Source organism: Gemmatimonadales bacterium (assembly GCA_035502185.1).
Taxonomy (GTDB): domain Bacteria; phylum Gemmatimonadota; class Gemmatimonadetes; order Gemmatimonadales; family JACORV01; genus Fen-1245.
In genome coordinates this window covers 1-25,326 of record DATJUT010000105.1, presented here as the reverse complement: position 1 = coordinate 25,326, position 25,326 = coordinate 1, and the positions used below count along the sequence as shown (strand labels likewise).

The 25,326-nt window shown below is 72.2% G+C and carries 22 protein-coding genes; 15 read left to right on the top strand and 7 right to left on the bottom strand.

The annotated features are described in order from the left end of the window. The 8 genes from VMF70_14455 to VMF70_14420 form a co-directional block, all read left to right on the top strand. On the top strand, window positions 1-1,425 hold a 1,425-nt coding region (locus VMF70_14455; GenBank protein ID HTT69222.1), incomplete at its 5' end, for a hypothetical protein. A gap of 69 nt (window positions 1,426-1,494) precedes the next feature. Next, window positions 1,495-2,856, top strand: coding sequence for an acyclic terpene utilization AtuA family protein (locus VMF70_14450; protein HTT69221.1), 1,362 nt, complete (start codon window positions 1,495-1,497; stop codon window positions 2,854-2,856). Next, a complete protein-coding gene (locus VMF70_14445) occupies window positions 2,853-3,149 on the top strand; it encodes a hypothetical protein (protein HTT69220.1) in 297 nt (98 codons plus the stop codon). The genes VMF70_14450 and VMF70_14445 overlap by 4 nt, the downstream gene beginning before the upstream one ends. Then, on the top strand, window positions 3,146-3,472 hold the full coding sequence (locus VMF70_14440; GenBank protein HTT69219.1) for a hypothetical protein: 327 nt from the start codon (window positions 3,146-3,148) through the stop codon (window positions 3,470-3,472). The genes VMF70_14445 and VMF70_14440 overlap by 4 nt, the downstream gene beginning before the upstream one ends. Then, a complete protein-coding gene (locus VMF70_14435) occupies window positions 3,459-4,265 on the top strand; it encodes an enoyl-CoA hydratase/isomerase family protein (protein ID HTT69218.1) in 807 nt (268 codons plus the stop codon). The genes VMF70_14440 and VMF70_14435 overlap by 14 nt, the downstream gene beginning before the upstream one ends. Next, on the top strand, window positions 4,262-4,450 hold the full coding sequence (locus VMF70_14430) for a hypothetical protein (protein HTT69217.1): 189 nt from the start codon (window positions 4,262-4,264) through the stop codon (window positions 4,448-4,450). Before VMF70_14435 ends, VMF70_14430 begins: the two co-directional genes overlap by 4 nt. Before the next feature lie 24 nt (window positions 4,451-4,474). After that, window positions 4,475-5,716, top strand: a complete 1,242-nt coding sequence (locus VMF70_14425; protein ID HTT69216.1) for an ATP-dependent DNA helicase RecQ — start codon at window positions 4,475-4,477, stop codon at window positions 5,714-5,716. A 119-nt stretch (window positions 5,717-5,835) separates the two neighbouring features. After that, window positions 5,836-6,150, top strand: coding sequence for a hypothetical protein (locus VMF70_14420; protein HTT69215.1), 315 nt, complete (start codon window positions 5,836-5,838; stop codon window positions 6,148-6,150). A 91-nt stretch (window positions 6,151-6,241) separates the two neighbouring features. Here the strand turns inward: VMF70_14420 and VMF70_14415 are convergent, their stop codons facing one another. Next, window positions 6,242-7,990: an aldehyde dehydrogenase family protein gene (locus VMF70_14415; GenBank protein ID HTT69214.1), complete on the bottom strand. Its 1,749-nt coding sequence runs from the start codon at window positions 7,988-7,990 to the stop codon at window positions 6,242-6,244. Window positions 7,991-8,061: 71 nt separating this feature from the next. Between VMF70_14415 and VMF70_14410 the strand changes: the two genes are divergently transcribed. Further along, on the top strand, window positions 8,062-9,282 hold the full coding sequence (locus VMF70_14410; GenBank protein ID HTT69213.1) for an acyl-CoA dehydrogenase family protein: 1,221 nt from the start codon (window positions 8,062-8,064) through the stop codon (window positions 9,280-9,282). Window positions 9,283-9,288: 6 nt separating this feature from the next. On the opposite strand, the gene VMF70_14405 is transcribed toward VMF70_14410, so the two are convergent. Then, the gene (locus VMF70_14405; protein ID HTT69212.1) at window positions 9,289-10,680 is read right to left on the bottom strand and encodes an ATP-binding protein; all 1,392 of its coding nucleotides are present in this window, start codon (window positions 10,678-10,680) and stop codon (window positions 9,289-9,291) included. 123 nt (window positions 10,681-10,803) lie between these two features. Here VMF70_14405 and VMF70_14400 point away from each other — a divergent pair, with 123 nt between their 5' ends. The 6 genes from VMF70_14400 (at window position 10,804) to VMF70_14375 (ending at window position 20,802) form a co-directional block, all read left to right on the top strand. Then, window positions 10,804-13,599, top strand: coding sequence for a TIGR03936 family radical SAM-associated protein (locus tag VMF70_14400; GenBank protein ID HTT69211.1), 2,796 nt, complete (start codon window positions 10,804-10,806; stop codon window positions 13,597-13,599). After that, window positions 13,568-15,148: an Rne/Rng family ribonuclease gene (locus tag VMF70_14395; GenBank protein ID HTT69210.1), complete on the top strand. Its 1,581-nt coding sequence runs from the start codon at window positions 13,568-13,570 to the stop codon at window positions 15,146-15,148. Before VMF70_14400 ends, VMF70_14395 begins: the two co-directional genes overlap by 32 nt. Window positions 15,149-15,316: 168 nt before the next feature. Next, window positions 15,317-15,631 (top strand): 50S ribosomal protein L21, encoded by a 315-nt coding sequence (gene rplU, locus VMF70_14390; GenBank protein HTT69209.1) that lies wholly within the window; start codon window positions 15,317-15,319, stop codon window positions 15,629-15,631. A gap of 49 nt (window positions 15,632-15,680) precedes the next feature. Then, on the top strand, window positions 15,681-15,938 hold the full coding sequence (gene rpmA / locus VMF70_14385; GenBank protein HTT69208.1) for a 50S ribosomal protein L27: 258 nt from the start codon (window positions 15,681-15,683) through the stop codon (window positions 15,936-15,938). A gap of 404 nt (window positions 15,939-16,342) precedes the next feature. Beyond that, window positions 16,343-20,434 (top strand): AAA family ATPase, encoded by a 4,092-nt coding sequence (locus VMF70_14380; GenBank protein HTT69207.1) that lies wholly within the window; start codon window positions 16,343-16,345, stop codon window positions 20,432-20,434. Beyond that, window positions 20,431-20,802: a hypothetical protein gene (locus tag VMF70_14375; GenBank protein HTT69206.1), complete on the top strand. Its 372-nt coding sequence runs from the start codon at window positions 20,431-20,433 to the stop codon at window positions 20,800-20,802. The genes VMF70_14380 and VMF70_14375 overlap by 4 nt, the downstream gene beginning before the upstream one ends. Here VMF70_14375 and VMF70_14370 read toward each other — a convergent pair. The 5 genes from VMF70_14370 to VMF70_14350 form a co-directional block, all read right to left on the bottom strand. Next, on the bottom strand, window positions 20,799-21,680 hold the full coding sequence (locus VMF70_14370; protein ID HTT69205.1) for an amidohydrolase family protein: 882 nt from the start codon (window positions 21,678-21,680) through the stop codon (window positions 20,799-20,801). The genes VMF70_14375 and VMF70_14370 overlap by 4 nt on opposite strands. A 19-nt stretch (window positions 21,681-21,699) precedes the next feature. After that, window positions 21,700-22,578: a 3-hydroxyacyl-CoA dehydrogenase family protein gene (locus VMF70_14365; protein HTT69204.1), complete on the bottom strand. Its 879-nt coding sequence runs from the start codon at window positions 22,576-22,578 to the stop codon at window positions 21,700-21,702. Then, complete coding sequence (locus VMF70_14360; protein HTT69203.1) at window positions 22,575-23,264, bottom strand: glycerophosphodiester phosphodiesterase; 690 nt, start codon at window positions 23,262-23,264, stop codon at window positions 22,575-22,577. The genes VMF70_14365 and VMF70_14360 overlap by 4 nt, the downstream gene beginning before the upstream one ends. Then, window positions 23,261-24,379: a Phenylacetic acid catabolic protein gene (locus tag VMF70_14355; protein HTT69202.1), complete on the bottom strand. Its 1,119-nt coding sequence runs from the start codon at window positions 24,377-24,379 to the stop codon at window positions 23,261-23,263. The genes VMF70_14360 and VMF70_14355 overlap by 4 nt, the downstream gene beginning before the upstream one ends. 62 nt (window positions 24,380-24,441) lie before the next feature. Then, window positions 24,442-25,233 (bottom strand): enoyl-CoA hydratase-related protein, encoded by a 792-nt coding sequence (locus VMF70_14350; GenBank protein ID HTT69201.1) that lies wholly within the window; start codon window positions 25,231-25,233, stop codon window positions 24,442-24,444. Between the last annotated feature and the right edge of the window lie 93 nt (window positions 25,234-25,326).

Below are 25,326 nucleotides of genomic sequence, written 5' to 3'. Positions count from 1 at the left end.
TACGGCGTCCCGCGGATCGAGGCGGCCTGGCAGTGGCTGGCGGCGGGCCACGCCGCCGGCCGGTTCGACGTGAGGCCGGTGCCGGAGTCCCGGCCGGCGAGTGCGGAGTCCGGCCCCGGCGTAGCGGTCGTGCGGCCGGCCGACCGGCCGAGCGCCGCGTACCGGCGCTACGGGCTCGCGGGTCCGGGCGACACGGTGCAGCGCTTCACGGTGACGCGCGTCGGCGGCCCGGGCGGGGTTCGGGCGACCTACCACCTCTCCTCCAACCGCCGGTGGCTGCGGCCCGGCCGCCCCACCGTGACGCTGGGCAGCGACGGCAGCGCCGCGATCGACGTGCACTACGACGCGTCGCTGCTCGCGGAGCCCGGGCGCTACGTGGGCGCCGTCACGGCCGTGAGCGAGGCCGACTCCGCGGCCGGCCCGGCGTTCCGTCTCGTCAGCGAGATCATCGTGCCCGAGAGCGCGCGGTGGACCGCGGTGGGGCCCGACGCGCGCCGGCTCGCGCCGGGCCGCGCCTGGCGCTACTACCTCGCCGTGCCGCCCGGCGCGTCCGGTCTCGCCGCGCGGCTGGTGCTCCCCGACACGGGCGAGCGCGCGTCGCTGTCCCTGTACGAGCCGTCCGGCCGTCCGTCGCGCACCCGGGACCACGTGGACGTCGGGGGAGGGGGCGGCGCGCGCGGCGTGCTGTCGGTGACCGACAACGACCTCGCCCCCGGCGTGTGGGAGGCCGTGGTGCAGGCGATGCCGGGCGATACGCTGCGCTACTCGTTCACGGCCGGCGTCCCGCCGCTCGCGCTCGCGCGGCTGGACTCGGGCGCGGCGGCCCGCTTCTCGATCGTCTCGATGGCGGACCGCGACACGTCGGTGCGCGTGGCGGCGGACCGGCTGGGGATCGTGACGGACTGGGAGGCCGCGATCGAGCACGGCGGCCCCTACACCCGCACCTTCACGGCCCCGGAGTGGGCGACGGAGGCGGTTGTCGAAGTACGACTCGCGCCGGCGGCGTGGAACGCGGTGACGGACTTCGGCGTGACGCTGTTCGACCGCGACGGCGAGCAGCTCGGCCAGGGCCCGATGAACTACGACTTCGGCCGCGTGACGGTGGACCTGCCGCCCAAGCGCGGCCCCGCGTTCCCGATCACGCTCGAGCTGTTCCCGGCGTTCGCCAGGCCGGAACCCCCGGAGCAGCTCGCGGCGAGCGTGAGCCTGGCCTTCGTCGGTCCGGCGGCCGCCGTTCGGCTGGGCGAAGGGGAAGCGCCGTTCACGGCCACGGTGCCGGCCGGGGGCGCGCGCGACGTCGAGATCCCCGCCTTCCCGCGCCTCGCGCCGTCGCCCGAGTGGCGCGACCTGGTCCGGATCCGGGTGTCGGGCGGGAAGGACGACTGGATGGGGCTGGAGCGGACGATGGGGATCTCTCGTCCGTGATCTCCCCACCCGTTACCACTCGCAGCTCGGCGTCTCGCAACTCTCCGGTCGACCGCCGGCCCCCCACCCGTGACCGTTAGAGTCGCGTCCGGTCAGGGCTTCTGGGGCGACTGGCTCGAGGCGCCCGTGCGCCAGGTCGAGGGCGGTCCGATCGACTATCTGATGATGGACTTCCTCGCCGAAGTGACGATGTCCATTCTTCAGAAGCAGAAGGCCCGCAACCCGTCCCACGGCTACGCGCGCGACGTGGTGCCGCTGCTGGAGCGCATCCTGCCCGCCGTCGTCGCGCGCGGCATCCGGGTGACCACCAACGCGGGGGGCGTGAACCCCGAGGGGTGCGCCGCCGCGATCGCGGCGGCCGCCCGCTCGCTGGGCCTGGGCGGCCGGCTCAAGGTCGGTGTGGTCACGGGCGACGACCTGCTGCCGCGGCTGGACGAGCTGCTGACCAAGGGGGTCGCCTTGGCCGACATGGACACCGGGCGGCCGCTCGGCGAGATCCGCCGCGACGTGCTGTCGGCGAACGCCTACCTGGGCGCGTGGCCGGTCGTGCAGGCCCTGGCGGCGGGCGCCGACGTCGTCGTGACCGGGCGCGTGACCGACACCGGGCTCACGCTCGCCCCGCTGATCCACCGCTTCGGCTGGGGCGCGGAGGCCTGGGACCTGCTGGCCGCGGGCACGATCGCGGGTCACATCATCGAGTGCGGCGCGCAGTGCTCGGGCGGCAACTACCTCGCCGGCTGGCCCGGGGTGCCGGAGCTGGAGGACGTCGGCTATCCCATCGTCGAGGCGGGATCCGACGGCTCGTTCGTGGTCACCAAGCACCCGGGTACCGGCGGGGCGGTGACGGTGGCGAGCGTGACGGAGCAGCTGGTCTACGAGATGGGGGACCCGCGGGAGTACATCACGCCCGACTGCGTCGCCGACTTCACGACCATCCGGCTGGCCCAGGAGGCGGCCGACCGCGTGCGCGTGAGCGGCGTGCGCGGCCGCCCGGCGACCGACCGGCTGAAGGTCTCGATCGCGTACGCCGCCGGCTACAAGGCGGTGGGGACGCTGGTGTACGCCTGGCCGGACGCGCTCGCCAAGGCCCGGGAGGCGGACCGCGTGCTGCGCGCGCGGCTGGAGCGCCTCGGGCTCCGGTTCGACGAGATGCTCACCGAGTTCGTGGGCTGGAACGCGACGCACGGCCCGCTCGCCGGCGCGCCGGCGCCGGACCTGCCGGAGGTGCAGCTCCGCTTCGGCGTGCGCGCCGCGGGGCGGGAGCCGGTGGAGCGGTTCACCCGCGAGCTGGCGCCCCTGATCCTCAACGGGCCGCCGAGCGTGACCGGGTTCGCCGGCGGGCGTCCCAAGGTGGAGGAGATCGTCGCGTACTGGCCGGCGCTGGTGCCGAAGGCCGAGGTCCGGCCCGAGGTGAAGGTGATCGCCGCGTGAAGCTGTTCGGCGTCCCGAGCCTGCCGACCGGGCCCGCCGCCCCCGTCGTGCCCCGCCTGCCGGGGCTGGACGACCAGCGGCGGCTCGTCACGCGCGCCCGCGCCGAGGCCCGGCGCTGGCTGCTGCGGAGCGTCCTGCTGCTGGTCGTCGCGGCGCTGGCCGTCCGCCGCGGCTGGATCGTGTTCGGCGTGGTGTTCCTCGCGCTGGCGATCCTGGGCCTGCAGCTTTCCCGCTCCACCGGCCGGCGGGCCGGCGAGCTGGCGCGCCGGCTGGACGGGCTGGAGGGGCCGTGAAGGTCCGGCTGCTGGAGCTCGCGCACGCGCGGAGCGGCGACAAGGGCGACACGGCCAACGTCGGCGTCATCGCGCGCCGGCCGGCGTATTTTCCGCTCCTGGCGCGGCTGCTCACGACCGAGCGCGTCGCGGCGCATTTCGCCGGGATGATCACCGGTCCGGTGGAGCGGTTCGAGCTTCCCAATCTCCACGCGCTCAATTTCCTCCTCCACGGCGCGCTGGGCGGCGGGGGCACGCTGTCGCTCAAGACCGACGCGCAGGGCAAGACGCTCAGCACCGCGCTGCTGCGACTCGAGCTGGAGGTGCCCGATGGCACCATCTGAGGCGAAGGGGAGGAAGACCCGGCCGATCGGGACGGCGGAGCCGCGCGTCCTGGTGGACGTGAGCGACGGCATCGCGACGCTCACCCTGAACCGGGCGGACAAGCGCAACGCGATCGACCGGCGGATGATCGGCGAGCTGAAGGCCGCGCTCACCCGGTGCGATCTGTCCGCCGACATCCGGGTCGTCGCGCTGCGCGGGGCCGGCAAGGACTTCTGCGCCGGCCTCGACCTCCCGGAGCTGCTCGCCTCCGCCGACCTCACCCCGGAGGAGAACGAGCGCCGCGCCATGGAGCTGGGCGAGCTGTTCCTGATGCTGCGCGAGATGCCCAAGGTCTCCGTGGCCGTCGTCGTGGGGCGGGCGCTGGCCGGCGGCTGCGGCCTGGCGACCGCGTGCGACATGGTGGTCGCCAGGGCCGGGGCGCAGCTCGGGTACCCCGAGATCCAGCGGGGCTTCGTGCCGGCGATGGTGATGACGATGTTGCGGCGCTCGGTGGGCGAGAAGGCCGCCTTCGACCTGGCCGCGACCGGCAGGCTGGTGTCGGCGGAGGAGGCCGAGCGGATCGGCCTGATCTCGCGGCTCGTGCCGGCCGAGGACTTCGACGTGCGCGTGACGACGCTCCTGGCGCAGCTCGCGGTGTCCTCGCCCTCCGCGCTCGCCCTGACCAAGCGGCAGCTGCACCAGATCGGGGACCTGGGCTTCGAGGCGGGCGTGACCCTCGGCGCGCGGGTCAACTCGATCGCGCGGGCCACGCCGGAGTTCCGCAAGTCGCTCGAGACGTTCCTCGACAAGTGAGCGGCTGGACGCTGGCCAAGTACGTCCTCGCTGTGGGCGGGGTGTCGATCGTGATCCTGGCCGACCGGTTCGGCGTGCCGTCGCTGGGCTGGATCGGCTTGGGCCTCGTGCTGGCCGCCTTCTTCCTCCGCTTCTGGCAGCGCGCGAAGGATCAGCCGCGCAACGGATCGAGCCCGCCCTCCTAGGCGGACCGCCTAGCTTGCCGCGGCGTGACGCCGCTCGGCACGCGCATCGAACGGGCCCGGGACGTGCTCCAGGCCCGTTTCGGCTTTCCGGACTTCCGGCCCGGCCAGCTCCGGGCGGTGCGCGCCGCCCTCGCCGGGCGGAGCGCCCTCGTGGTCCTGCCGACCGGGGGAGGGAAGTCGCTCTGCTACCAGATCCCGGCCCTGGTGCTGGACGGCCTCACGGTCGTCGTCTCCCCGCTGATCTCGCTGATGCAGGACCAGGTGGACGCGGCCCGCTCGCGCGGCATCTGGGCCGCCGCGCTCACCAGCGCCTCCGCGCCCGCCGCGCGGGCCCAGACGCTGGCCGACGCCGAGCGCGGCGCGCTGAAGCTGCTGTACCTGGCGCCCGAGCGGCTGATGACCGGCGAGATCATCGGGGCCCTGCGGCGCATCCGGCCGTGCCTGCTGGCGGTGGACGAGGCGCACTGCGTCTCGGAGTGGGGCCAGGACTTCCGTCCCGCGTACCGGAAGATCGGCCTGGTACGGCTCGCGCTCGGCAAGCCGCCGACGCTCGCCCTGACCGCCACGGCGACCCGCACCGTGCGCGACGACATCGTCGCCTCGCTGCGCCTGGGCCTGGTCGAGCGGATCGTCGGCAGCTTCGACCGCCCGAACCTGTTTCTCGCCGTGCGCCGCGTCCGGAACGAGGAGGAGCGGCGTCGCGAGCTCCTGGCCCTGCTGCGGCCGTATCGCGGGCCCTCGATCGTCTACGTGCCGACCCGCCGTCTCGCCGAGCGGTGGGCCCGGAGCCTGTTGCACGCCGGCGTGGACGCCGTGCCCTACCACGCGGGGCTCGAGCACATGGTGCGGCGGGCGCTGCAGGACCGCTTCACGGCCGACCGCATCGAGTGCGTGGTCGCGACGACGGCCTTCGGCCTCGGGATCGACAAGGCCAACGTCCGCCGCGTCGTCCACCTCGGCCTCGCCACCAGCCTCGAGGCCTACTACCAGGAGGCAGGCCGCGCGGGCCGGGACGGCAAGCGGGCCCGCTGCGAGGTGCTGTGGACGATGGGCGACCTGCGGCTGCAGCGGATGATCATCCCGGAGGCCCGCAAGCTCGACCCGCTGGTGCGCTATCTCACCGCGTTCGGCTGCCGCCGCGCGGAGCTGCTGCGGCACTTCGACGAGCCGGTCGCCCGCTGCGGCGGCTGCGACCGGTGCGAGACGTGGAAGCGGTGGTTCGGGCGGAGGCGGGAGGCGGGCCCCGCCCTGTCGTCCGCCCGGTGAGCCGGGGCGCCGGGCGCGCCCTGGCCGCCGACGCGGCCGGCGAGTATGATGCGCCCGACGCCTCCAGTCGACAGGCACGACCGTTCCCCACCTCGCCGGACCAAGCGAAGGGAGAGTGCATGCTGCTGATCCGCGAAGTCATGTACTGCAAGCCGGGCAAGGTGCGCCCGCTGGTCGAGAGGTTCCTCGCGATGAACAAGCTCTCCGCGAAGGCGGGCATGCCCAGGATGCGCGTGATGACCGACTTCTGCGCCGAGCAATACTGGACCCTCGTCGCCGAGATGGAGGTGCCCAGCATGGCCGACTTCGAGAAGTGGATGCAGGGCGGCGGGGGGCAGAACGCCGAGGCCATGAAGGAGATGGAGGCCATCATGAAGGACTATCACGAGCTGGTCGAATCCGGGCGGCGCGAGGTGTACAAGATAGAAGGGTGAGGAATGGGTTGTAGGTGGTAGGTCGTAGGTTGTAGGTGTGGGACTGCGCCTACAACCCACAACCTGCCACCTACCGACTTCCGACTCCTCGTCAGCCCCTGACCGCCGTGGCCAGGATCCCCAGCGCCTTGAAGGCCGACGGCGCCGCCTCGAACCCCGCCAACCTGGGCCCGAGCGCCGCCGCCACCCGGTTGGTCACGAACCACGGCGGCGTCGGCCAGACGCGGAACGGTGCGCGCGCCACGGTCTTCTCCGGCCGCGAAAACAGCAGCGCGTTGTGCACCACGCCCGTGCCCGACTGGATGTCGTCGGGCGGGTGGCCGGGATAGGCGCCCCAGGTCGTCACGCCCAAAGCGTAGCTGATCGCCGACCAGTGGTTGATGCTGACAGACCCGTAGCGCAGGTCCGCCACCGCCCGCTCCACGGCGTCGCGTACGGCCGGATCGGCGAGCGAGCGCGGGTGCACCACGATCGTGGCGTTGAGCGTGCCCCACAGCTTCTCGTTGCAGAACCGCACCGCGCGCCGGAGGTACTCGCCGACGTCGGGAGCCTGGAGCGCCGACTCCGCCACGAGAGCGCAGAAGGCCTCGGTGTGGAAGCACATGTCGTCGGCGTCGTGCGGGTCGAGGCCGGGAATCAGGGTCCAGGGCAGCTCGCCCTCGCCCGCCGTGCCGTGCCGCTCGGCCTGGGGATGGGCCGCGCGGAACGCGGCGTCGCGCCCGGTGGCACCCGGATAGTACGGGCGCCGCGTGGGCACCGCGTCCAGCTGGCGCCGCACCGCATCCAGCAGGGCGGCGCGGAGCGGCCACGCGGCGTGCTGGACGATCACCCGGGCCGCGTTGCAGTTGAAACCGGCATTGTTCGCGAGCATGGAGACGATGTTCGCGGCGTGGTAGCGCAGGTCGCCCGCGCTCCACGGTCCGGGCACCACGATCACCGGGCTCACGTTGCCCAGCTCGGCCGTGACCGGCTTGTCGAGCAGCGGCCGACCCTCGGCCCGGCGCCGCTCACCGTCGGGACCGTCGCCGAACACGATGGCCTCGTAGGTCTTGTCCGACCCCGTGATGTGGACCTCGCCGATGCCGGGGTGCCGGCACAGGTAGGCCCCCTCCGCAGCGCCGCCGTAGACGATCCGCAGCACCCCCAGGCTCACCAGCCGCCGGAACGCGCGCTCGAGGAGCGGCCCGAGGTAGTCGTTGACCGGATGGGCCTTGTAGAGCACGACGTGGTTCTCGACGAACAGCTTGTAGATCGCGTCCAGTGGCCCGATGGACGACACGTTGCCGGCGCCGAGGACCAGGGCGACCCTGGGAGCGGCGGCGCCGTCGCGGTAGGCCACGGCCTGCGTCTGCGCCAGGTCGCCGGCCGCGACCCCGCGCTGCATCCAGACCTCGGCGGTGACGCCCGAATAGAACAGCCGGTCCCAGACGCTGACCGGGAACACCTCCGCGACCACCCGCCCATCGGGCCGCGTCCACACGGGACCGGGGATGAGCGGCGACCCGTGGCGGGCGATGTCGGCGACCGCGTTCCGCAGCAGGCGGATGTTCCGGAGCGCGATCATCGGCCCCGCGATCCACTCTTCCGCGCTCGCCGGCGAGCCGGGCTCGATCCCCTTGTGCAGCAGGGACGCCTCCACCCACTCCGCGCTCACCGCGGCGAAGTCCGCCAGCACCCCGCCCAGGATGCGCGCACGCTCGGCCGCGCCCACGTCGCGCCACGCGCGCCGGTTCGCACCGAGGTCGGCCACGGCCGCGTCCAGCCGTTCGCGCGGCGTCGCGGCGAGCGCACTGCGGGCTTCGGAGTGCCGCGGGATGCCGTGGGCGACGCTGGCGGTCAAGGTGCACGCTCGCCGGTGCGGGGAAGGGCTGGAACCTACCACCTGCCGCCCACGAACGCCTAGATTCCGTCATGGACGACGCGCTGTTCTTCAGCGACCAGAATCTCGCGGTCCGCGAGACCGTGCGCGAGTTCGCGCGGACCGAGATCGCGCCGGTCGCCCGCCGATGCGACGCCGAGTGCCGCTTCCCGTGGCCGACGGTGAAGAAGATGGCCGACCTCGGGATGCTGGGCGTCCCGTGGCCGGAGGAGCTGGGCGGCTCCGGGATGGACTACCTCTCCTACATCATCACGGTCCACGAGCTGGCCAAGGTGGACGCCTCGCACGCGATCACGGTGTCCGCCCACACCACCCTCGGCACCTCGCCGATCGTCGACTTCGGCACCGAGGACCAGAAGCGGCGGTTCGTGCCGTTCCTCGCATCCGGGAAGGTGCTCGGGGGCTTCGGGCTCACCGAGCCCGGAGCCGGATCCGACGCGGGTGGCACGGCGACGACCGCGTTGGACAAGGGCGACCACTACGTTCTCAACGGATCCAAGGTCTTCATCACGCACGCTGGGGTCGGCGAGATCTTCGTGTGCACCGCGCGCACCGCGCCGGGACACACCAACCACGGCATCACGGCGTTCATCGTGACCAAGGAGACCACCGACAAGGCGGAGGCGCAGGCGGCCGGGATGGGTCACGAGCCGGGCCTGCCGTGGACCAGGGGCGTGAGCGCCGGCAAGAAGGAGGACAAGATGGGCTGGCGCGCCTCCGACACCCGGGAGCTGCACTTCGTCGATGCCGTCGTTCCCAGGGAGAACGTGCTCGGCCGCACGGGGGAGGGGTTCGTTCAGTTCCTGAAGACGCTGGACTCCGGCCGGATCGGCGTCGCCGCCCTGTCCCTGGGGCTCGCCGAGGGGGCGTACGAGGAGGCGGTCCGGTACACCAGCGCGCGGAAGCAGTTCGGGCGCCACATCGCCGGCTTCCAGGGCGTGCACTTCGCCCTCGCCGACATGGCCACCGAGATCGAGGCCGGGAAGCATCTCACCTATCACGCCGCATGGCTGAAGCAGAACGGCAAGCCGCACAAGGTGGAGGCGGCGATGGCCAAGCTCTACTGCTCGGAGCTGGCGATGCGGACCACCATCAAGGCGGTCCAGCTCCACGGCGGCTACGGCTACACGACCGAGTATCCGGTCGAGCGGATGATGCGGGATGCCAAGGTGGGCGAGATCGGCGAGGGGACCAGCGAGATCCAGCGGCTGGTGATCGCGCGCCACATTCTCGGCGACCTCCTCGAGCACTGACCGCCGTCAGAGAAGCACCGGCAGGCTCACCCGGAACGCGGTGCGGCCCGGCCGCGATTCCAGGTCGATCTCTCCGCCGTGCCGCTGGACCAGCCGCCGCACGATGTCCAGGCCGAGGCCGCTTCCCTGGCCGACGCCCTTCGTGGTGTAGAAGGGATCGAAGACGCGCCGCTGGTCCTGGCGCGGGATCCCGGGCCCGTCGTCCACGACCTCGACGACCACGCGGCCGCGCTCGCTCCGCGCGGTGATCGCGACGTGGCCCGAGGCGGCCACCGCGTCGAGCGCGTTGTCGATCAGGTTGGCCCAGACCTGGTTCAGCTCGGCTCCAGAACCCTGGACGCCGGGCAGGTCCCCGGCGAGATCCAGGACCACGTCCGCCGACTTCGCCCGCGCCTTGGCGCCCAGCACGGTCACCGTGTCCCGGATGCCTGGCCGGATGTCGACGGCCTCGGCCCCGGGCGCGCGATCCACTGCCGTGAAGCCTCTGACCGCGGCGACCAGCTCCGAGATCCTCGACGTGGCCGTCCGGACGTCGGCGGCCAGCGTGCGCAGCGAGCAGCCCGCGGCGACCCACCGCAGCGCGGCCTCGAGCGGACCGCCGGCGACGTCGCGCGCGAGCACGTCGAGCGCCGCCACCGTGACGTGGGTCTCCGCCAGGGCCGGGGCCGGGTCCTGGGCGACGGCGTGCGCCTCGAGCCAGGCGCCGATGGCGTCCTCCCGGTCACCGCGCTCCAGCGGCGACTGTGCCCTCGGGAGCGGCCCGGACAGGCACGCCTGCCGCAGGCGGTCGATGGCTGCGAGTTGTGCGTCCGCGAGCCGCGCCGCGGCCAGGGCACGCGCGGCCGATTCGGCCTCCTCCAGCACGGGGGCGAGCCCCAGGCCGCTGCGCGCGGCGGCGGACGCCGGGTTGTTCAATTCGTGCGCCAGTCCGGCGGCCAGCCTGCCGAGCGAGACCAGCTTCTCGTCGTGGGACTCGCTCGAGGTGATGTGACGCGCCCGGTCGAGCATCGCGTGCACGAGCGTGGCCGTCACGGTGGGGCATTCGCGTATCAGCGCGGCCATGTGATCGCGGTGAATCCCCAGGGTGTCGGTCGGCTCCTCGACCACCGTGTCTCCGGGCGGCGCCCCTCCGCGCGAGTACGGCATGAGCCCGCATACGTCGCCGCCTCGCCACTCGACCACCCGCCGCGAGCCGGCGCCGCGATCGAGATGGATCGCGAGACGTCCGGAGAGGACGATCCGCAGCCACTCCTCCGGCTCCCCACGCCGCGTCGTCACGTCGCCCACCGCGAAGGGGCGGAAATCGCCGTGCTCCACCAGCCAGGCCAGCTCCTGGCGCGGCGCTCGGGCGAGGGCCTGATGCTCTAGCAGGCGGTCGAGCAGTTCGGGGCTCGGCATCGAATTGCGGCTCCGGCGCCCTTGGCCACTGCGAGACAAAAAGCGAGGCGATATACTCGGGGATTGACTAAGTATAAGACTCGCATTACCTTAAGGAAGATGGTTTCAGAAGCCGCCTCAGCCTTGGGCTCCTTGCTGGAGCGCGAGGTCCTTCCGCTGGTCGCCAAGCCACACCGCTACGTCGGCCACGAACTCGGCGTCGTCCGCAACAATTGGGATGCCGCGGGGGTCCGGATGCTGTTCTGCTATCCCGACGCCTACGAGGTCGGGATGAGCCACGTGGGGACCCAGATCCTCTACCACGTGGTGAACCGGCGGCCGGACTGGGTGATGGAGCGGGCGTATGCGCCCTGGCCCGACATGGAGCGGCAGATGCGGGAGCGACGCATCCCGCTGTTCTCCCTCGAGAGCCGGCGCGCCGCGCGGGAGTTCGACGTCATCGGCTTCACCCTGCAGTCGGAGCTGACGTACACGAACGTCCTGACGATGCTCGATCTGGCTGGCGTGCCGCTGCGGCAGTGCGACCGCGGACCGGGGGACCCGTTGGTGCTGGGCGGTGGCCCCTGCGCCTCCAACCCCGAGCCGCTCGCGGCCTTCTTCGACGCGTTCCTGGTCGGGGACGCCGAGGACGCTTTGCCGGAGATTCTGGAAATCGTCGCGGCCGAGAAGCGGGGGGATCGGGATTCGGGGGTGGGGATTGGGGAGCCCGTGGTCGCCAGTCTGCCGTCGGCGGACTCGCCACTCAGCGCGCCCCAAACCCCAACCCCCAACCCTGCACCCCCCGCCCGAGAGCGCCTCTTGCGCCGGCTCGCCACAGAAGTCGCGGGGGTCTACGTACCGTGCCTGTACGACGTCCCCGCCGGCGGCGGCACCGCCCGCCCGGCCGATGCCCGGCTGCCCTGGCCGGTCGTCGCCCGGACCGTTCCCGTGCTCCGCCCCGAGGATCATCCGACCCGGATGCTGGTCCCGATGACGGAGGTCGCGCACGAGCGACTCCCGATCGAGGTTCAGCGCGGTTGCGTGCGGGGCTGCCGCTTCTGCCAGGCCGGCTATCTGTACCGGCCGGCGCGCGAGCGGGAGGTTGCCGACTGCGTCGCCATCGCGGAGCAGGGGTTGCGGCACGGCGGCAACGAGGAGATCTCGCTGCTCTCGCTGTCCACGGCCGACCACTCCGAGGTGGAGGCGCTGGTGGACGGCGTGAGCCGCCTCGCCGCGCGGCAGGGCGTCGCCGTGGCCCTGCCGAGCCTGAGGGCGGACGCCTTCTCGGTCGCGCTGGCCGCGGCGGCGTCGCGGGTGCGCCGCACCGGATTCACGTTCGCGCCGGAGGCCGGCTCGGAGCGGCTCCGGAGGGTGATCAACAAGGGCTTGTCGGAGACCGAGATCCTGCTCGCCGTCGAGCGGGCGATGGACGCCGGCTGGCCGAGCGTGAAGTTGTACCTGATGGTGGGGCATCCCACCGAGTGCCAGGCGGACCTCGAGGAGCTGGCCTCGCTGGTGGATCGGATCCGCGCCATCGTGCGGCGCCATCCTGGAACGGGGCGCGGCGTGGTGCTGAGCATCTCGCCGTTCGTGCCGCGTCCGCACACGCCGTTCCAGTTCGAGCGCCAGGACGACCTGGACGAAACGCGCGCGAAGCTCCGCTGGCTCAAGAAGCGGTTGTCGAGCCCCGGCGTGCAGGTCAAGTACCACGACCTCGACGGGACCGCGATCGAGGGGCTCGTCTCGCGCGGCGGGCGGGAGACCGCGGACCTGATCGAGGGCGCGTGGCGGCGCGGGGCGCGGTTCGATGGCTGGACCGAGCAGCTCCGGATGGACGCCTGGCGCGGGTCGCTGGACGCGACGCACCGGACGCCGGGGGAGGCGTTCGGCGCGCGCGACGAGGACGAGGCGCTGCCCTGGGAGGTGGTGTCCTACGGAATCGGTCGCGAGTGGTTCCTGCGCGAGCGCCACAAGGCCTATGCCGGAGTCGAGACCGACGAGTGCAAGCTGCACCGCTGCTCGGCGTGCGGGGTGTGTGATTTCGAGGTGCTCCAGAACCGCTTGGCGGACCAGTCGTTGGTAGGTGATGGGTTGCAGGTTGTGGAGGAGGAAGGCCGTTCCGACAACCTGCCACCCGCAACCCACCACCGGTCTCTCCGCCTCCGTTACGCGAAGGACGCGCCGCTCCGGTTTCTCTCGCACCTCGACGTCCTCCGCGAGCTCCTGCGCACCTGTCGGCGTGCCGCGTTGCCGCTCAGGTACTCCGAGGGCTTCGCCCCGCGGCCGAAGCTCGGCGCGGGACCGTCGCTGGCGACGGGGTGGACGTCGTCGAGCGAGTGGCTGGACCTCGAGCTGTCGGGCGAGTGGGACGCCGGTCGCCTGGCGGCATTGCTCGAGGAGCTGAACCGGCACGCAGCGCCCGGCCTGCGGTTCCTGGCCGCCGGCGTGCTGCCCGAGAAGAGCCTCTCCCTGAACGCTGCGGTCGAGCGCAGCGCGTACCGCGCGACGTTCCCGCAGCCGCCGTTCGCGTCCGCGTTCGCGGACCTGGACGCCGGCTGCCGGGCGTTCCTGGCGCGGGACGCGGTGCGTTACGAGCGCGAGCGGCGGGGGCAGGGTGGCAGGAGCAAACGGCTGGATCTTCGTCCGTTCGTGCACGACCTGGCGGCGCTGGACGGCCGCACGGTCGCGCTCGAGCTGCGGACGGCAAGCGACGGGTCGGCGAAGCCGACCGAGATACTCGAGGCGGCGTGCGGGGTGCCGAGGCACCTCCTGCCCCTCATCCAAATTCACAAGACGGACACCTGGTGCGCGGACGGCGGTTCGCCGCTCGCCGCGTGCGCGGTGACCGCCGGAGACGACACAGTTGAAACGGGAAATTCTGATCAATGGCAGCCCGCGGGAGACCCGCGTGGCGATTCTGGAGGACGACACCCTTGTTGAGCTGTTGGTGGATCGTCCCGACGCCCGCCGCTCGGTGGGCGACATCTACCTCGGCAAGGTCGAAGCGGTCCTGCCCGGGATCCAGGCGGCCTTCGTCGACATAGGGGCCGAGAAGAGCGCCTTCCTCCACGCCTCCGACCTGGTGGAGCCGGAGGAGGACGAGCTGGACGAGGAGAACGGCGCCGCCGAGGAGGCGGAGGACGCCGCCCAGGCCGAAGCCGCGGGCGACGGGGCGCCAGAAGCCTCGCGCGCCGAGACCGGCAGCCGGGGCGGGAAGGGCAACGGGGAGGGCCGCCGCGGGCGGTTCCCCGCGATCCAGGACGTGGTGAAGCGCGGCCAGACCCTGCTGGTGCAGGTGAGCAAGGAGCCGATCGGCTCCAAGGGCCCGCGGGTCACGGCGCAGATCTCCATCCCCGGACGGTTCCTCGTCTACATGCCCTCGGCCAGCCGGGTCGGCGTGAGCCGGAAGATCGAGGCGCGCGACGAGCGCGCCCGGCTGCGGCAGATGGTCTCGAACATCCTGCCGAAGGACTCCGGCGGGGTGATCGTGCGCACCGTGGGCGAGGAGCTGACCGAGGAGCACTTCGCGCGCGAGCTGGACTCGCTCCTCAAGCTGTGGAAGAAGATCAAGAAGAAGTCCACCTTCGTCCGCGCGCCGGCGCTGGTGCAGCGGGAGACCAGCCTCACGCGCGGCATCATCCGCGACCTGTTCAGCGCCAAGGTGGACCACCTCGCCGTGGACTCGAAGGACCTGCACCACGAGATCCTGGCCTACCTCGACCAGGTCGGCCCGGAGCTCAAGGAACGCGTCGAGCTGCACGCCGGCGATCCGCCGCTGTTCGACAAGTACGAGGTCGAGGCGGAGATCCGGAGCCTGTTCAACCGCCGCGTGGACCTGCCGACCGGTGGCTACGTGGTCATCGAGCAGACCGAGGCGCTGGTGTCGATCGACGTCAACACCGGCCGGTACACCGGGAAGAAGGATCCCGAGAAGACGATCCTGCGCACCAACCTCGAGGCCGCGCGGGAGATCGCGCGCCAGCTGAGGCTGCGGGACATCGGCGGCATCATCGTGTGCGACTTCATCGACATGGAGACGCGCGCCAACCGGGACAAGGTGCTCCAGGAGCTGCGGCAGCACCTCGCCCGCGACCGCGCCCGCACCCGGGCCTTCGCGGTGAGCGACCTGGGACTCATCGAGATGACGCGCCAGCGGGTGCGCCCCTCGCTGATCCAGTCCATGACCGAGGCGTGTCCCACCTGCAGCGGCACCGGCCGGGTCTTCCTGCCCGAGACCGTGGTCGGGCGTCTGGAGCGCTCCCTCAAGCGCGCCGCGGTGGAGAACCGCGATCCGCGCATGACCGTGCGGCTCCACCCGGAGGTGGCGCTGTACCTGATGGAGCAGGAGCCGAACTTCCTGAAGAGCCTCGAGAAGCAGACCGGCATCGATCTCGAGGTGCGGGACGACCCGATGATGAGGCTGGACGAGTTCAAGCTGATGAGCCAGCCGGCGGGTCGGGACGTCACGGAGCACTACCTGGTGGCCTGACGGCGACGGTCGGTGGGTTGTAGGTGGCAGGTTGTGGGAGAAGGGGGCGGCGGCAGGGACGACCACCTACAACCCACCACCTACAACCGCCAACAGCCGTTGACTCAACCAGGCGCCGGGTTTACACTTACAGGCTGTGAATTGACTGGACTCGAGACGAGCACCGCCATGTACGCGATCTTCCGAACCGCCGGCAAGCAGTTCCGCGCGGAGCCCGGCCGCAAGCTGCACATTCCCTCGCTCGCGGCCGAGCCCGGGGCCAAGCTGACGTTCGACGAGGTGCTGCTCGGCTCCGACGGCAAGACCGTGCGGGCCGGCACGCCGGTGCTGAAGGGTGCCACGGTCACGGCCGAGGTCGTGCGCCACGGCAAGGACAAGAAGATCATCGTCTTCAAGATGAAGCGCCGCAAGAACTACGCGCGCAAACAGGGCCACCGGCAGGGCTTCACGGAGATCCAGATCGAAGCCGTGGACCTGGGGTGAGAAGTGAATAGCGAGAAGCGTGACGCGGCATACGTGATGGAGACCGGTCATGGCGCATAAGAAGGGCGTCGGCAGCAGCCGCAACGGGCGCGACTCCGGGCCGAAGTACCTCGGCGTGAAGCGCTATGCCAACGAGCAGGTGCCGGCCGGGAGCATCATCGTCCGCCAGCGCGGCACCCGCATTCACGCGGGCCGCAACGTGGGCCGCGGCCGCGACGACACGCTGTTCGCGCTCGTCGACGGCATGGTGAAGTTCGAATGGCAGGGAAAGGGCCGCCGGGCGGTCAGCGTGGTGCCGGCGGCGTAGAGCATAGCCGGCCAGGTGCCAGAGCATCGGCACCGAGGCTCGGCAGAACATAACGGGTCAGGCGCGGGCCACGCGGCGTCCGGACCCGGCAGGCGGCGACATAAGGCTCCCGAGCGATCGGGGGCCGTCTTGCTTTCCGGACCCCGGAATGCGGGACGGCGGGAGTCTGGCCGCTTGCCGTGGCTCCACCAGGCCATATCGTACCTGGCAGGCCCGGCGGGACAGGTTCGCCTCGGTGGCGTGCGGCCGAGATCGGGTGCGGTTTCCGCATTCGGCTCGAGGCCGGCGACAGCGCCACGAGCGCGCCGACCCGAATGGAACCATAGTTGCGGGGCTCGGATCAGGAGATCCGGCCTGGTTTTCCTGACCGAGCCGCGCCCGCATCCGCAGGGCTGAGAGGCCGCGTGGCGAAGTACCTGTTGACGACACTCGCGCCTGTGCCTCGGCTGTCCCGCGCCGCCGACGGGGCGGAGTGCATCCGTTTCTCCAAGCAGCTCGCCGTGCTCGCCTATCTCGGCTCCAGGCCACAGGCGCGAGCTACCCGCGACGAGCTGGTGGGCCTGCTGTGGGGCGGGCCGGCGCAGGGCGACGGGCGCCGGGCACTGCGCCAGGTGGTCTACCAGATCCGCCACGCCACCGACCACGAGCTGCTGCAGGGCGACGACGTTCTCACGCTCAAGCGCGAAGACATGCAGTCCGACGCCGACGTGTTCCGGGAGCGCGCCAGCGCCGGGGATTTCGCGGGCGCGCTGGCGGTGTACGAGCAGGACTTCCTGGCCAACGTGGCCCTGGCGGGGGCCCGCGAGTTCGAGCAGTGGGCGGAAGGGATCCGGGCCGTCCTCGCGGCGGAGCGCCGCCAGGTGCTCCGCACGCTCATCGCCCGCGAGTCCGACGCGGGAAACTGGGCCGCGGCGGCACGCTTCGCCGAGCAGCTGCTCGCCGCGGACCCGGGCTCGCTGGACGCGCGGCTGCGGCTGGTCGAGCTCCTGGCCCTGTCCGGCGACACGCTCGGCGCCCACGCCCGCGCCGGGGAAACCCGCGCCCTGATGGCGGAGACGCGCGGCGGCGCTCCGTCGGACGAGGTCGAGTACGCCGTCGCCCGCGCGCTGACGCCTGCGGCGTCGCCGGAGCGGCGGATCCCCGACGGCTTCCCGCGCAATCCGGAGATGGTCGGCCGCGCCACGCAATTCCACTCGGTGGTGGAGCGATGGAGGTCGGCGGTCGAGGGGCGTGGCGGCGCCGTGCTCCTGACCGGCGAGGCCGGCATCGGCAAGACGCGGCTGGCGCGCGAGCTCGCGCGGCGGTTCCGCCAGGATCGCTCCCTCGTGCTGCAGGCCTCGTGCTACGCGCTGGAGCAGTCGGAGCCGCTGGCTCCGTTCCTCGAGATCCTCGGCCAGGCGCACGGCGCACCGGGCCTGGGCGGCGCGTCCGCCGCGAACCTGGCGGTGCTCGCCGCGCTCGTACCCGAGGTCGCACTGCGCTTCCGCGCGGCCGTCGAGCCGCGCCACCTGCCCATCCTGCCACAGGCCGTGGCGTCCGCCCTGCTGGACGCCTTCGGCGCGATCGCCCTGGAGGCGCCGCTCGCGATCGTGGTGGAGGACCTGCACTGGGCGGCGCCCGCCACGGTCGAGTTCGCGCACCGGCTCGCCCGCCACGCGCTCACGCATCCGCTGCTCCTCGTCCTCACCTCCCGCGATCACGGCTCGAGCCCCGACACCACCCGCGCGCTGCGCACGCTCGCCGCATCCGCCGCCGTCGAGGAGGTGGGGCTCGACTCGCTCGACGAGGGCGACGTCACGGACCTCCTGGGCAGCATCGCCGAGCTGACGCCCGAGGTCGCCGGCTGCTGCCTGCCCGAGCAGCTGGTGGAGCACGCCGGCGGGATTCCCCTGTACGTGCTCGAGATCCTGAAGGAGCTGCACGACACCGGCTATCTGGTCGTGCAGGACGGTCGCTGGGTGCGGCTCGACCCGACCAGCCCGCAGGACGAAGATCTGCCGCTGCCGGCCTCCGGCATCGACATCCTGCGCAGCCGGCTGCGGAAGCTGGGGCCGCAGCTCCTGCACGGGCTCACCGCGCTGGCCGTATGGGGACGCGAGGCGTCGGTCGAGACTCTGGCCGAGGTGGGGGGCCTCGAGCCGGGGCAGGCGGAGGAGTCCCTGCTGGTGCTCGAGCGCCGGCACCTGGTCACCCGGCGAGCCGACCTGCGCTCGGTGGCGCACGAGGAAATCGGCGGCGCCGCCCTGGAGCTGGCGCCGGCCGAGCTGGTGAACCGGCTGCACGCCCGCGCCGCCAGCCTCGCGGCCGCCCAGGCGGCACGCGGGGCGTCGGCGGACTGGATGGTGGCGGCGATGCACGCCGTGGCCGCCGGCGACGCGGGCCGGGGCGCGTCGTGGGCCGCCCGCGCGGCGAGCGAGGCCGAGCGGTCGTCGGGGCGCGTAGCGGGGCGCGAAACGCTGCGGCGGGCCATCGCGGCCGCGCCGGAGGCGATGCGCGCGGACCTGCGGGCGGCGTTGCGACCCGTGCTCGACGGCCCGTGGACCGCCGCGCGCTGGCTCGCCGAGCGGAACGGCACGGCCAGGCGGCGCCGCTTCGCCGTCGCCGGCGCGATCGCGGCGGCGGCCCTGCTGGTCGTGCTCGGCGCCATCGTCGTCGCTCCGGCCATCCGGTCGCGGGAGGCGACGCTGCCCCTGGGTGGCGCCAACATCGCGATCGGGTGGGGCATGCCCGGACGTCCGGACTCCGTGCGCGCCCTGGCCGTCGACGCGAGCTTCATCGGTCGGCCGGCCAGCCTCGCCTCGCTCCCCCCGCCGACGCGCCGCGGCCTGTACCCGAACACGGTGCGGCCGGGCCAGAGGATCGCGGCCGTCGCGTGCGCCCTCCCCAACGTGGATCCCACGGCCGTATGTCTGCGCGACATCGACCGCGGGGTCACCACCACGCTGGTGCGCTTCGCGGGCGACGCGGCTCCCATCGGCTGGCTTCCCGACGGGTCGGCGCTGATCGTGCTGCGCGGCCGGATCACGCGGGCGGGCGGGTACGCGCACGAGCTGGTGCTGGTCGATACGCTCGGGCGCGTGATCCGCACGATTGCCCGCGATTCGACCACCTACGAGGGGGCGTGGGCGACGCCGCTCGGCGACCGGATCGCGCTGCTCAGGGCCCGCGAGCACCGGCTCGAGGCGGCCGTCATCGGCCTCGACGGGGCCGTCCTCGCCGTCGTGGACTGGTGCGACCGCTCGACCAAGATGACCTGGTCGCCGGACGGGCAGCGCCTCGCCTGCCTGCTCGAGGAGACGCAGGAGCTGCTGATCGGCGAGGCGGAGCCGCAGAGCTGGCCGACCCACGTCACCTTCCCGGGTCCCGTGGAGAGCGGCCCGATCTGGTCCGCGGACGGCCGCTTCATCGCCGTGTCCCTCGGCGGCCGCCGGCCGGGCGTGTACGTCGTGGACCGGGAGGGGCTGATGGAGCCCCGCCTGGTGGCGGCCTTCCCGTCGCCGCCGCGGCTCGTCGGCTGGACGTCGTCCTCCGGCGTCCCGCCGCTGCACAAGCTGGAGGTCCGGCCCGAGTCGCTCCGCCTGGCCGTCGGCTCGACCGGCACGCTGAGCGCGGTGGGGCTCGGGCCGAACGGAGAACGGCTCGGCCCCCAGGTCGTCCGCTGGTTCTCGACCGACTCGTCGGTCGTGCGGGTGGACGAGGACGGCGAAGTGGTGGCCGACCGGCCGGGGCGCGCGGCGGTGGTGGCGGGCTACGGACTGGAGCGCGTGGACGACACCTCGTACGTGCGGGTGGACTCGTCGTCGGTGCGCCTGCTCCTGGGCGAGGATTTCGAGCGGGGACTCGACCCGGCGCGCTGGCGCCTCTACGGCCAGCCCCCGCCGGAGGTGCTGCCGCGGGCCGGCCGCGATGGATCCGCCGGGTTCCACAACAACGGGACGTACTCCCACACCAGCGGCATCGCGTTCCGGACCTTGCTGAAGCTGGATCGGGGCCTCACCGTCGAGTACTGGGCCGCGATTCCGGTCACGCGACCGCTGTGGCAGTCGGTGAAGGTCGGCCTGTACTCCGCACCGGCCGATTCCTTCCACGCGGGCTTCGGGCCCGAGCCGGCTTCGAACGTCGCCGCCGTCTCGCTCGAGGCGCCGAACCCGAACGACGCGCGCCGCCAGATGATGGCGGTGGTCTCCGACATCCGGCCGAACCCCAAGCTCGTGGCGCTTCCCCGGCGCCTCGCGGACGGCACCTGGCACCGCTACCGCCTGGTGATCTACCCGCGCGGCGAGGTGCGCTGGTTCGCGGACGGGATCGAGGTCATGCCGCCCGCGCGAGCCAACCTCGCCGGAAGGTCGTCGTGGACGCTGGTGATCGCGGGCCGCTCGGTGGGCACCTATGCCATGGTCGACGACCTGCGGGTCTGGGAAGGCGTCGTTCTGGACCCGGTGCAACCGGCGCGCGGACCGACCCGTAGGGACAGCGACGGGAGGACACGGCCATGAAGCTCATCGACCGCCTCGCCGCCGGGCTCGAAACGCTCGGCAAGAAGGCCAATCAGGCGCTCGACGAAGGGAAGCTGCGGGTGGAGCTGATGAAGGCCCGCCGCCGCATGGATGCGGCGGCGCGCGAGCTGGGCTACCTGACCTACCGGCAGGCCAAGGGCACGCAGGCGCCGCAGACCGACGTGGAAGCGCTCACCCAGCGCATCGCGGAGGCCGAGGCGGCGGCGGCACGGATCGAGGCCCAGATCGCCCAGCTGAGGCCGCAGCCGGCCGGCGGGGCGGCGAGCGCTTCACCCCCGGCCGGGCCAGCGGCCACCGACGCCGCGGCGGCACCCGGGGAGCCGCCCGCGTCCGGCGGCGTGCCCTAGCCGGCCGGAAATACCTTCAGCGCGTTGTCCCGGGTGATCCGGTCCTGGACCTGCCGGGGCAGGTCCAGGCTCATGAACTGATCCAGGTTGCGCCTGAGGTCGTGCACGCCCGGGCTCGGCCAGTCCGTGCCCCACAGCACGCGATCCGCGACTTCCTCCAGCCGCGGGAAGTACTCCAGCAGCCTGAGTGGCGGGATCCCGGACACGTCCAGGTGCACGTTCTTGTGCCGGCGGAGGATGAAGAACGCCTCGTCCATCCACAGCGGCCGCCCGCCGTGGGCCATCAGGATGGTGAGGTCGGGGAAGTCCACGGCCACGTCGTCCAGCTCCATCGGGTGGCCGTACTTGCAGCGCGCGCCGGGAAACACGCTGGTCCCGGTGTGGATCATCACCGGCAGGCCGCGGTCCTCGCAGCGCTGGTACAGGGCGCCGAGGGTCTGCATGCCCTGGGTATGGGCGTTGGCCGGGAACAGCTGGTGCGGTGGATGGATCTTGACGCACCGGATGCCCAGGTCCACCAGCTCGTCCACGTGGCCCCTGATGTCGCCGGCGAAGCGCGGGTGCACGCCGCCGTAAGGGAGCAGCCGCTCGGGCGACGCCTGCGCGTACCGCGCGGCGAACGCGTTGGTCTCGTCGGTGAATCCCATCAGGTCCGGGCTCGGATAGTTCACCAGCCCGACCCGCCACACGCCGGCCCGGTCCATGACCTCGAGCAGCGCCCTGGGGTCGTCCATCAGCGCGAGCAGGAATTCCCAGTGGTCTTCCTTGCCGCGCCGCATCGCCGCCATCACCTCGGGCTTCAGCTGGCGCCACGGCTGGATGTGCACGTGCACGTCGGTGACGCCGTGGGAGCGCGCCGGCAGGCCGGCGCCGGTCACGCCCACGCCGGCCGCGCCCTCACGGCGCCGCTCCGTCCGTCCAGCGGTAGAAGCCCTGGCCCGACTTCCGGCCGAGCTTGCCCTCGGCGACCATGCGCACGAGCAGGGCGGGGGGTGCATAGCGCGCGCCGAGCGTGCGCTCCAGGTGGCGCGCGATGGCGAGGCGGACGTCCAGCCCCACCAGGTCGGTGAGCCGCAGCGGACCCACGGGGTGGTTGTAGCCGAGGGTCATCGCGCGATCGATGTCCTCCGGGCTCGCGACCCCGTCCTCCACCATCCGGATCGCCTCGAGGCCCAGCGCGACGCCGAGCCGGCTCGACGCGAACCCGGGGGCATCACGCACCACGATGGGCTCCTTGCCCATCCGGCGCGCCGCCGCGAGCGCCAGGTCGCGGGTGGCCGCTCCGGTGGCGTCGTGGGTCACCACCTCGACGAGCTTCATCAGGTGGACGGGATTGAAGAAGTGCATCCCGAGCACGCGCTCGGGCGCCGGGGTGGCGGCGGCGATGGCCGCGACCGGAAGCGAGGACGTGTTGGTGGCGAGCACCGCCGCCGGCGCTTCGGCCGCGAAACGGGCGAACAGCTCGCGCTTGAGCTCCAGGTCCTCGGGGACCGCCTCGATGACCAGGTCCGCCCCGCGGACGGCGTCCCCGACCTGCGCGGCCACGGTGATCCGCGCCAGTGCCTGGTCGCGCGCGGCGGCGGTCAGCTTGCCGCGCGCCACGCCGCCCTCGAGGTTCGCGCGGATCCGGTCCACGCCGACGGCGGCCGCGCTCGGCACGGCGTCGGCCAGGCGCACGGCGTAGCCGGCCTGCGCCGCCACCTGGGCGATGCCGCGGCCCATCGTGCCGGCGCCGACCACGGCCACCGTGCGGACCTCGGTAGCCCCGCCGCTCACGCGGGCACGGAGGCGAAAGCCGCTCGTGCCACGTCGGGGAAGTCGGTGCAGATCCCGTCCACGCCGAGGGCGAGGAACCGGCGGACCTCCGCGGGATCGTTGACCGTCCAGACGTACACGGTCTTGCCCGCGCCGTGCACGCTGGCCACCAGGGCGTCGTCCACGTGCTGGTGGTGCTGCCACAGGATGCTCGCGTCGGCATCCTCGAGGCTGCGGACCGGGTAGACCGGATAGGACGCCGAGAGGACGCCGCGGCGGATGAACGGACGCTTTTCGCCCATCCGACGGATGATCCGGTGGTCGAAGGAGTGCAGGGCGATGCGATTCGGGGCGCCCGAGTGCTCGATCACGTCGAACAGCCGCTCGTCCGCCGCCTTGGCCACGTACTTGATCTCCACGTAGGCGATCATCCTCGGCAGGATGACCTCGAGGGCCTCGCGCAGGGTGGGGATCCCCTCGCCGTTGGCGAGGGGATGCGCGCGGACGTCGTCCAGCGCGAGGTGCGCGATGTGGTGGTCCCCGATCGTCTCGGCGTGATGCACGACGAGGGCGCCGTCCGCCGTGGAGTGGATGTCCAGCTCGACGGCGTCGGCGCCGAGCTCTCCGGCGGCGCGGAAGGCGGCCAGCGAATTCTCGACCTGGTACCCCGAGGCGCCGCGGTGCGCGATGATGAGCGGACGGCTCACGCGTCCATACTATCACCCCGCTTGGGGGCGATCCAGTCGGGCTCCTTGAAGATGTCGGCGAGGCGTGCGCGATCCTCCAGCGTCGGCACCACCGTCGCCAGGTACGCCGGGTAGCGCTCCGCGGCCATCGGCTCGCCCTCGACGCTGAAGGGCTGCTGCGCCCACTGGCCGATGCGCCGGTTGAACGGCAGCGCGGGCACCTTGAGCCACCGCTCGCGATCCGGGATCAGCTGGTTCAGCCGGTCCACCAGGCGGCAGATCTCGTCGCGATACAGGCCGCGGGAGGCCTCGTTCAGGTGCGCCTTGTTCGCCTCGGCCTCGTTCTCGCGCTCGTCGAACCGGCCCTTCAGCCCCCACTCGTACGCCCACTGCGCCGAAGAGGAATTGTCGGTCCCGAACAGGTCGAACGCGGTCGGCACCCACTTGTTGAAGAACCGCTGGATGATCTCGGTCGGCACCTTCCCCGCCTTGACGATCCGGAGCAGGCCGTTGTTCCCGGTGCCCAGGTGGTACGACTCCTCCTTCAGCATCGGGCCCATCGAGCGCGCCAGCGGGTGGAACGCCGAGGTGGACAGCATCTTCAGCTGGAACTTCCCGTCGCGATCGATGAACTGCGTGTAGGTGAAGAAGTCGAGCCAGTTGTCCACCCGCTCGTTGAACGAGCCGAGCAGCCGCTTGCCCTCCTCGGCGCGGCGCTCCAGCAGCTTCTGCGCTTCGCGCTTGCCCTCGTCGCCGAAATGGTCCACCAGCAGGTACGACATCTGCCAGCCGTGACGCATCTCCTCCGCCATCACGCGCATGATCGACAGCAGGTCGTAGCTGGAGGGGGAGTTCTCCAGCAGGCTGCGCTGCTGCTCCACGGAGGCGAACTCGGTGTCGCCCTGGTAGACGATCAGGTTGAGCGCGGCGTCGCGAATGCGCTGGTCCGGGATGTGCATCACGCTCTTCCAACGGAGTTGGCCTTTGTAGTCGCCGAACTCGATTTCATTGCCCGGAAGCTGGCCGTATTTCGCCTCGAACTTGTACTCGCGGAACTCGGGCGCGTCGAGCCCGATGTCCTTCTGCCAGCCGTAAAAATAGTCGATCCAGTCGTCGAAGTTTGAAATCCTCAGCATGAGTGCCTCCCTGTGAATCCCGTCCCGGCCACCCCCCCCCCGGGCGCCGGCGGCCGTCGTCCCTACTCTCCGGTGAACCTGGGCGCGCGCTTTTCGGCGAAGGCCCGCAGGCCCTCCTCAAAGTCGCGCGACGCGAAACACTTCATCTGCGCCTCGAGCTCGTGGTCCATCACGCGCTCGATCTCGGTATGAATCCGCTCGTAGAGAGCCTGTTTGAGCAACGCCATGGGCAGCGGCGGGGCCGCCGCCAGCCTCCCGGCCAGCCAATCGGTGGCCCCGGCGAGCGAATCGTGAGCGGCCACAAAATTCACCAGCCCAAGCCGCTTCGCCTCCTCGGCCTTGATGGGGTCGTTAAGCCAGAAAATCTCGAGGGCCTTGCCCAGGCCCACAAGGCGCGGCAGTGAGAACGTGCCGCCCCAGTCCGGGTGCAGGCCGATGCCCGAAAACGACTGCGAAAACGTCGCCTGGTCTGAGGCAATGCGCAGGTCGCACGCGAGCGCCAGGTTCATGCCCGCGCCCGCCGCCGGCCCGTTGATGCTGGCGACGATGGGCTTCGCGATTTGCCGGATCCGGCGCACCACGGCGTGCCCCGCCTCCAGGTAGTCACGAAAGGTGGCGGAGTGGTAGCCCTGCTTCAGCTCGATCATCTTCTGAATATCGCCGCCGGCGCAGAAGCCGCGGCCCGCCCCGGTAATGACGGCCACGCGGATGTCCCCATCGCGGTCCACCGCCTCGAGCGCCGCCGCCAGGCCCGAGCGGATGCTCTCGTCAATGGCGTTGAGCTTCTCGGGGCGGTTGAGCACGAGGGTCGCCACCGCGCCCGTCCGCCGCACCAGTACCGCGTCCTCAGGCATAGCGCCTCACCCAGCGGGCCATCCGCCGGAAATACTCGAGCTTCGCGGCGCGCGTCAAGCTGCCGTTGCGCCCGCTGGTGGAAGGAAGAACGA

Coding starts and splice junctions, on each gene's coding strand:
- VMF70_14410 (HTT69213.1), top strand. CDS start 8,062: ATGGACGACGCGCTGTTCTTCAGCGACCAGAATCTCGCGGTCCGCGAG.
- VMF70_14435 (HTT69218.1), top strand. CDS start 3,459: ATGGCACCATCTGAGGCGAAGGGGAGGAAGACCCGGCCGATCGGGACG.
- VMF70_14420 (HTT69215.1), top strand. CDS start 5,836: ATGCTGCTGATCCGCGAAGTCATGTACTGCAAGCCGGGCAAGGTGCGC.
- VMF70_14350 (HTT69201.1), bottom strand. CDS start 25,233: ATGCCTGAGGACGCGGTACTGGTGCGGCGGACGGGCGCGGTGGCGACC.
- rplU (HTT69209.1), top strand. CDS start 15,317: ATGTACGCGATCTTCCGAACCGCCGGCAAGCAGTTCCGCGCGGAGCCC.
- rpmA (HTT69208.1), top strand. CDS start 15,681: ATGGCGCATAAGAAGGGCGTCGGCAGCAGCCGCAACGGGCGCGACTCC.
- VMF70_14405 (HTT69212.1), bottom strand. CDS start 10,680: ATGCCGAGCCCCGAACTGCTCGACCGCCTGCTAGAGCATCAGGCCCTC.
- VMF70_14355 (HTT69202.1), bottom strand. CDS start 24,379: ATGCTGAGGATTTCAAACTTCGACGACTGGATCGACTATTTTTACGGC.
- VMF70_14375 (HTT69206.1), top strand. CDS start 20,431: ATGAAGCTCATCGACCGCCTCGCCGCCGGGCTCGAAACGCTCGGCAAG.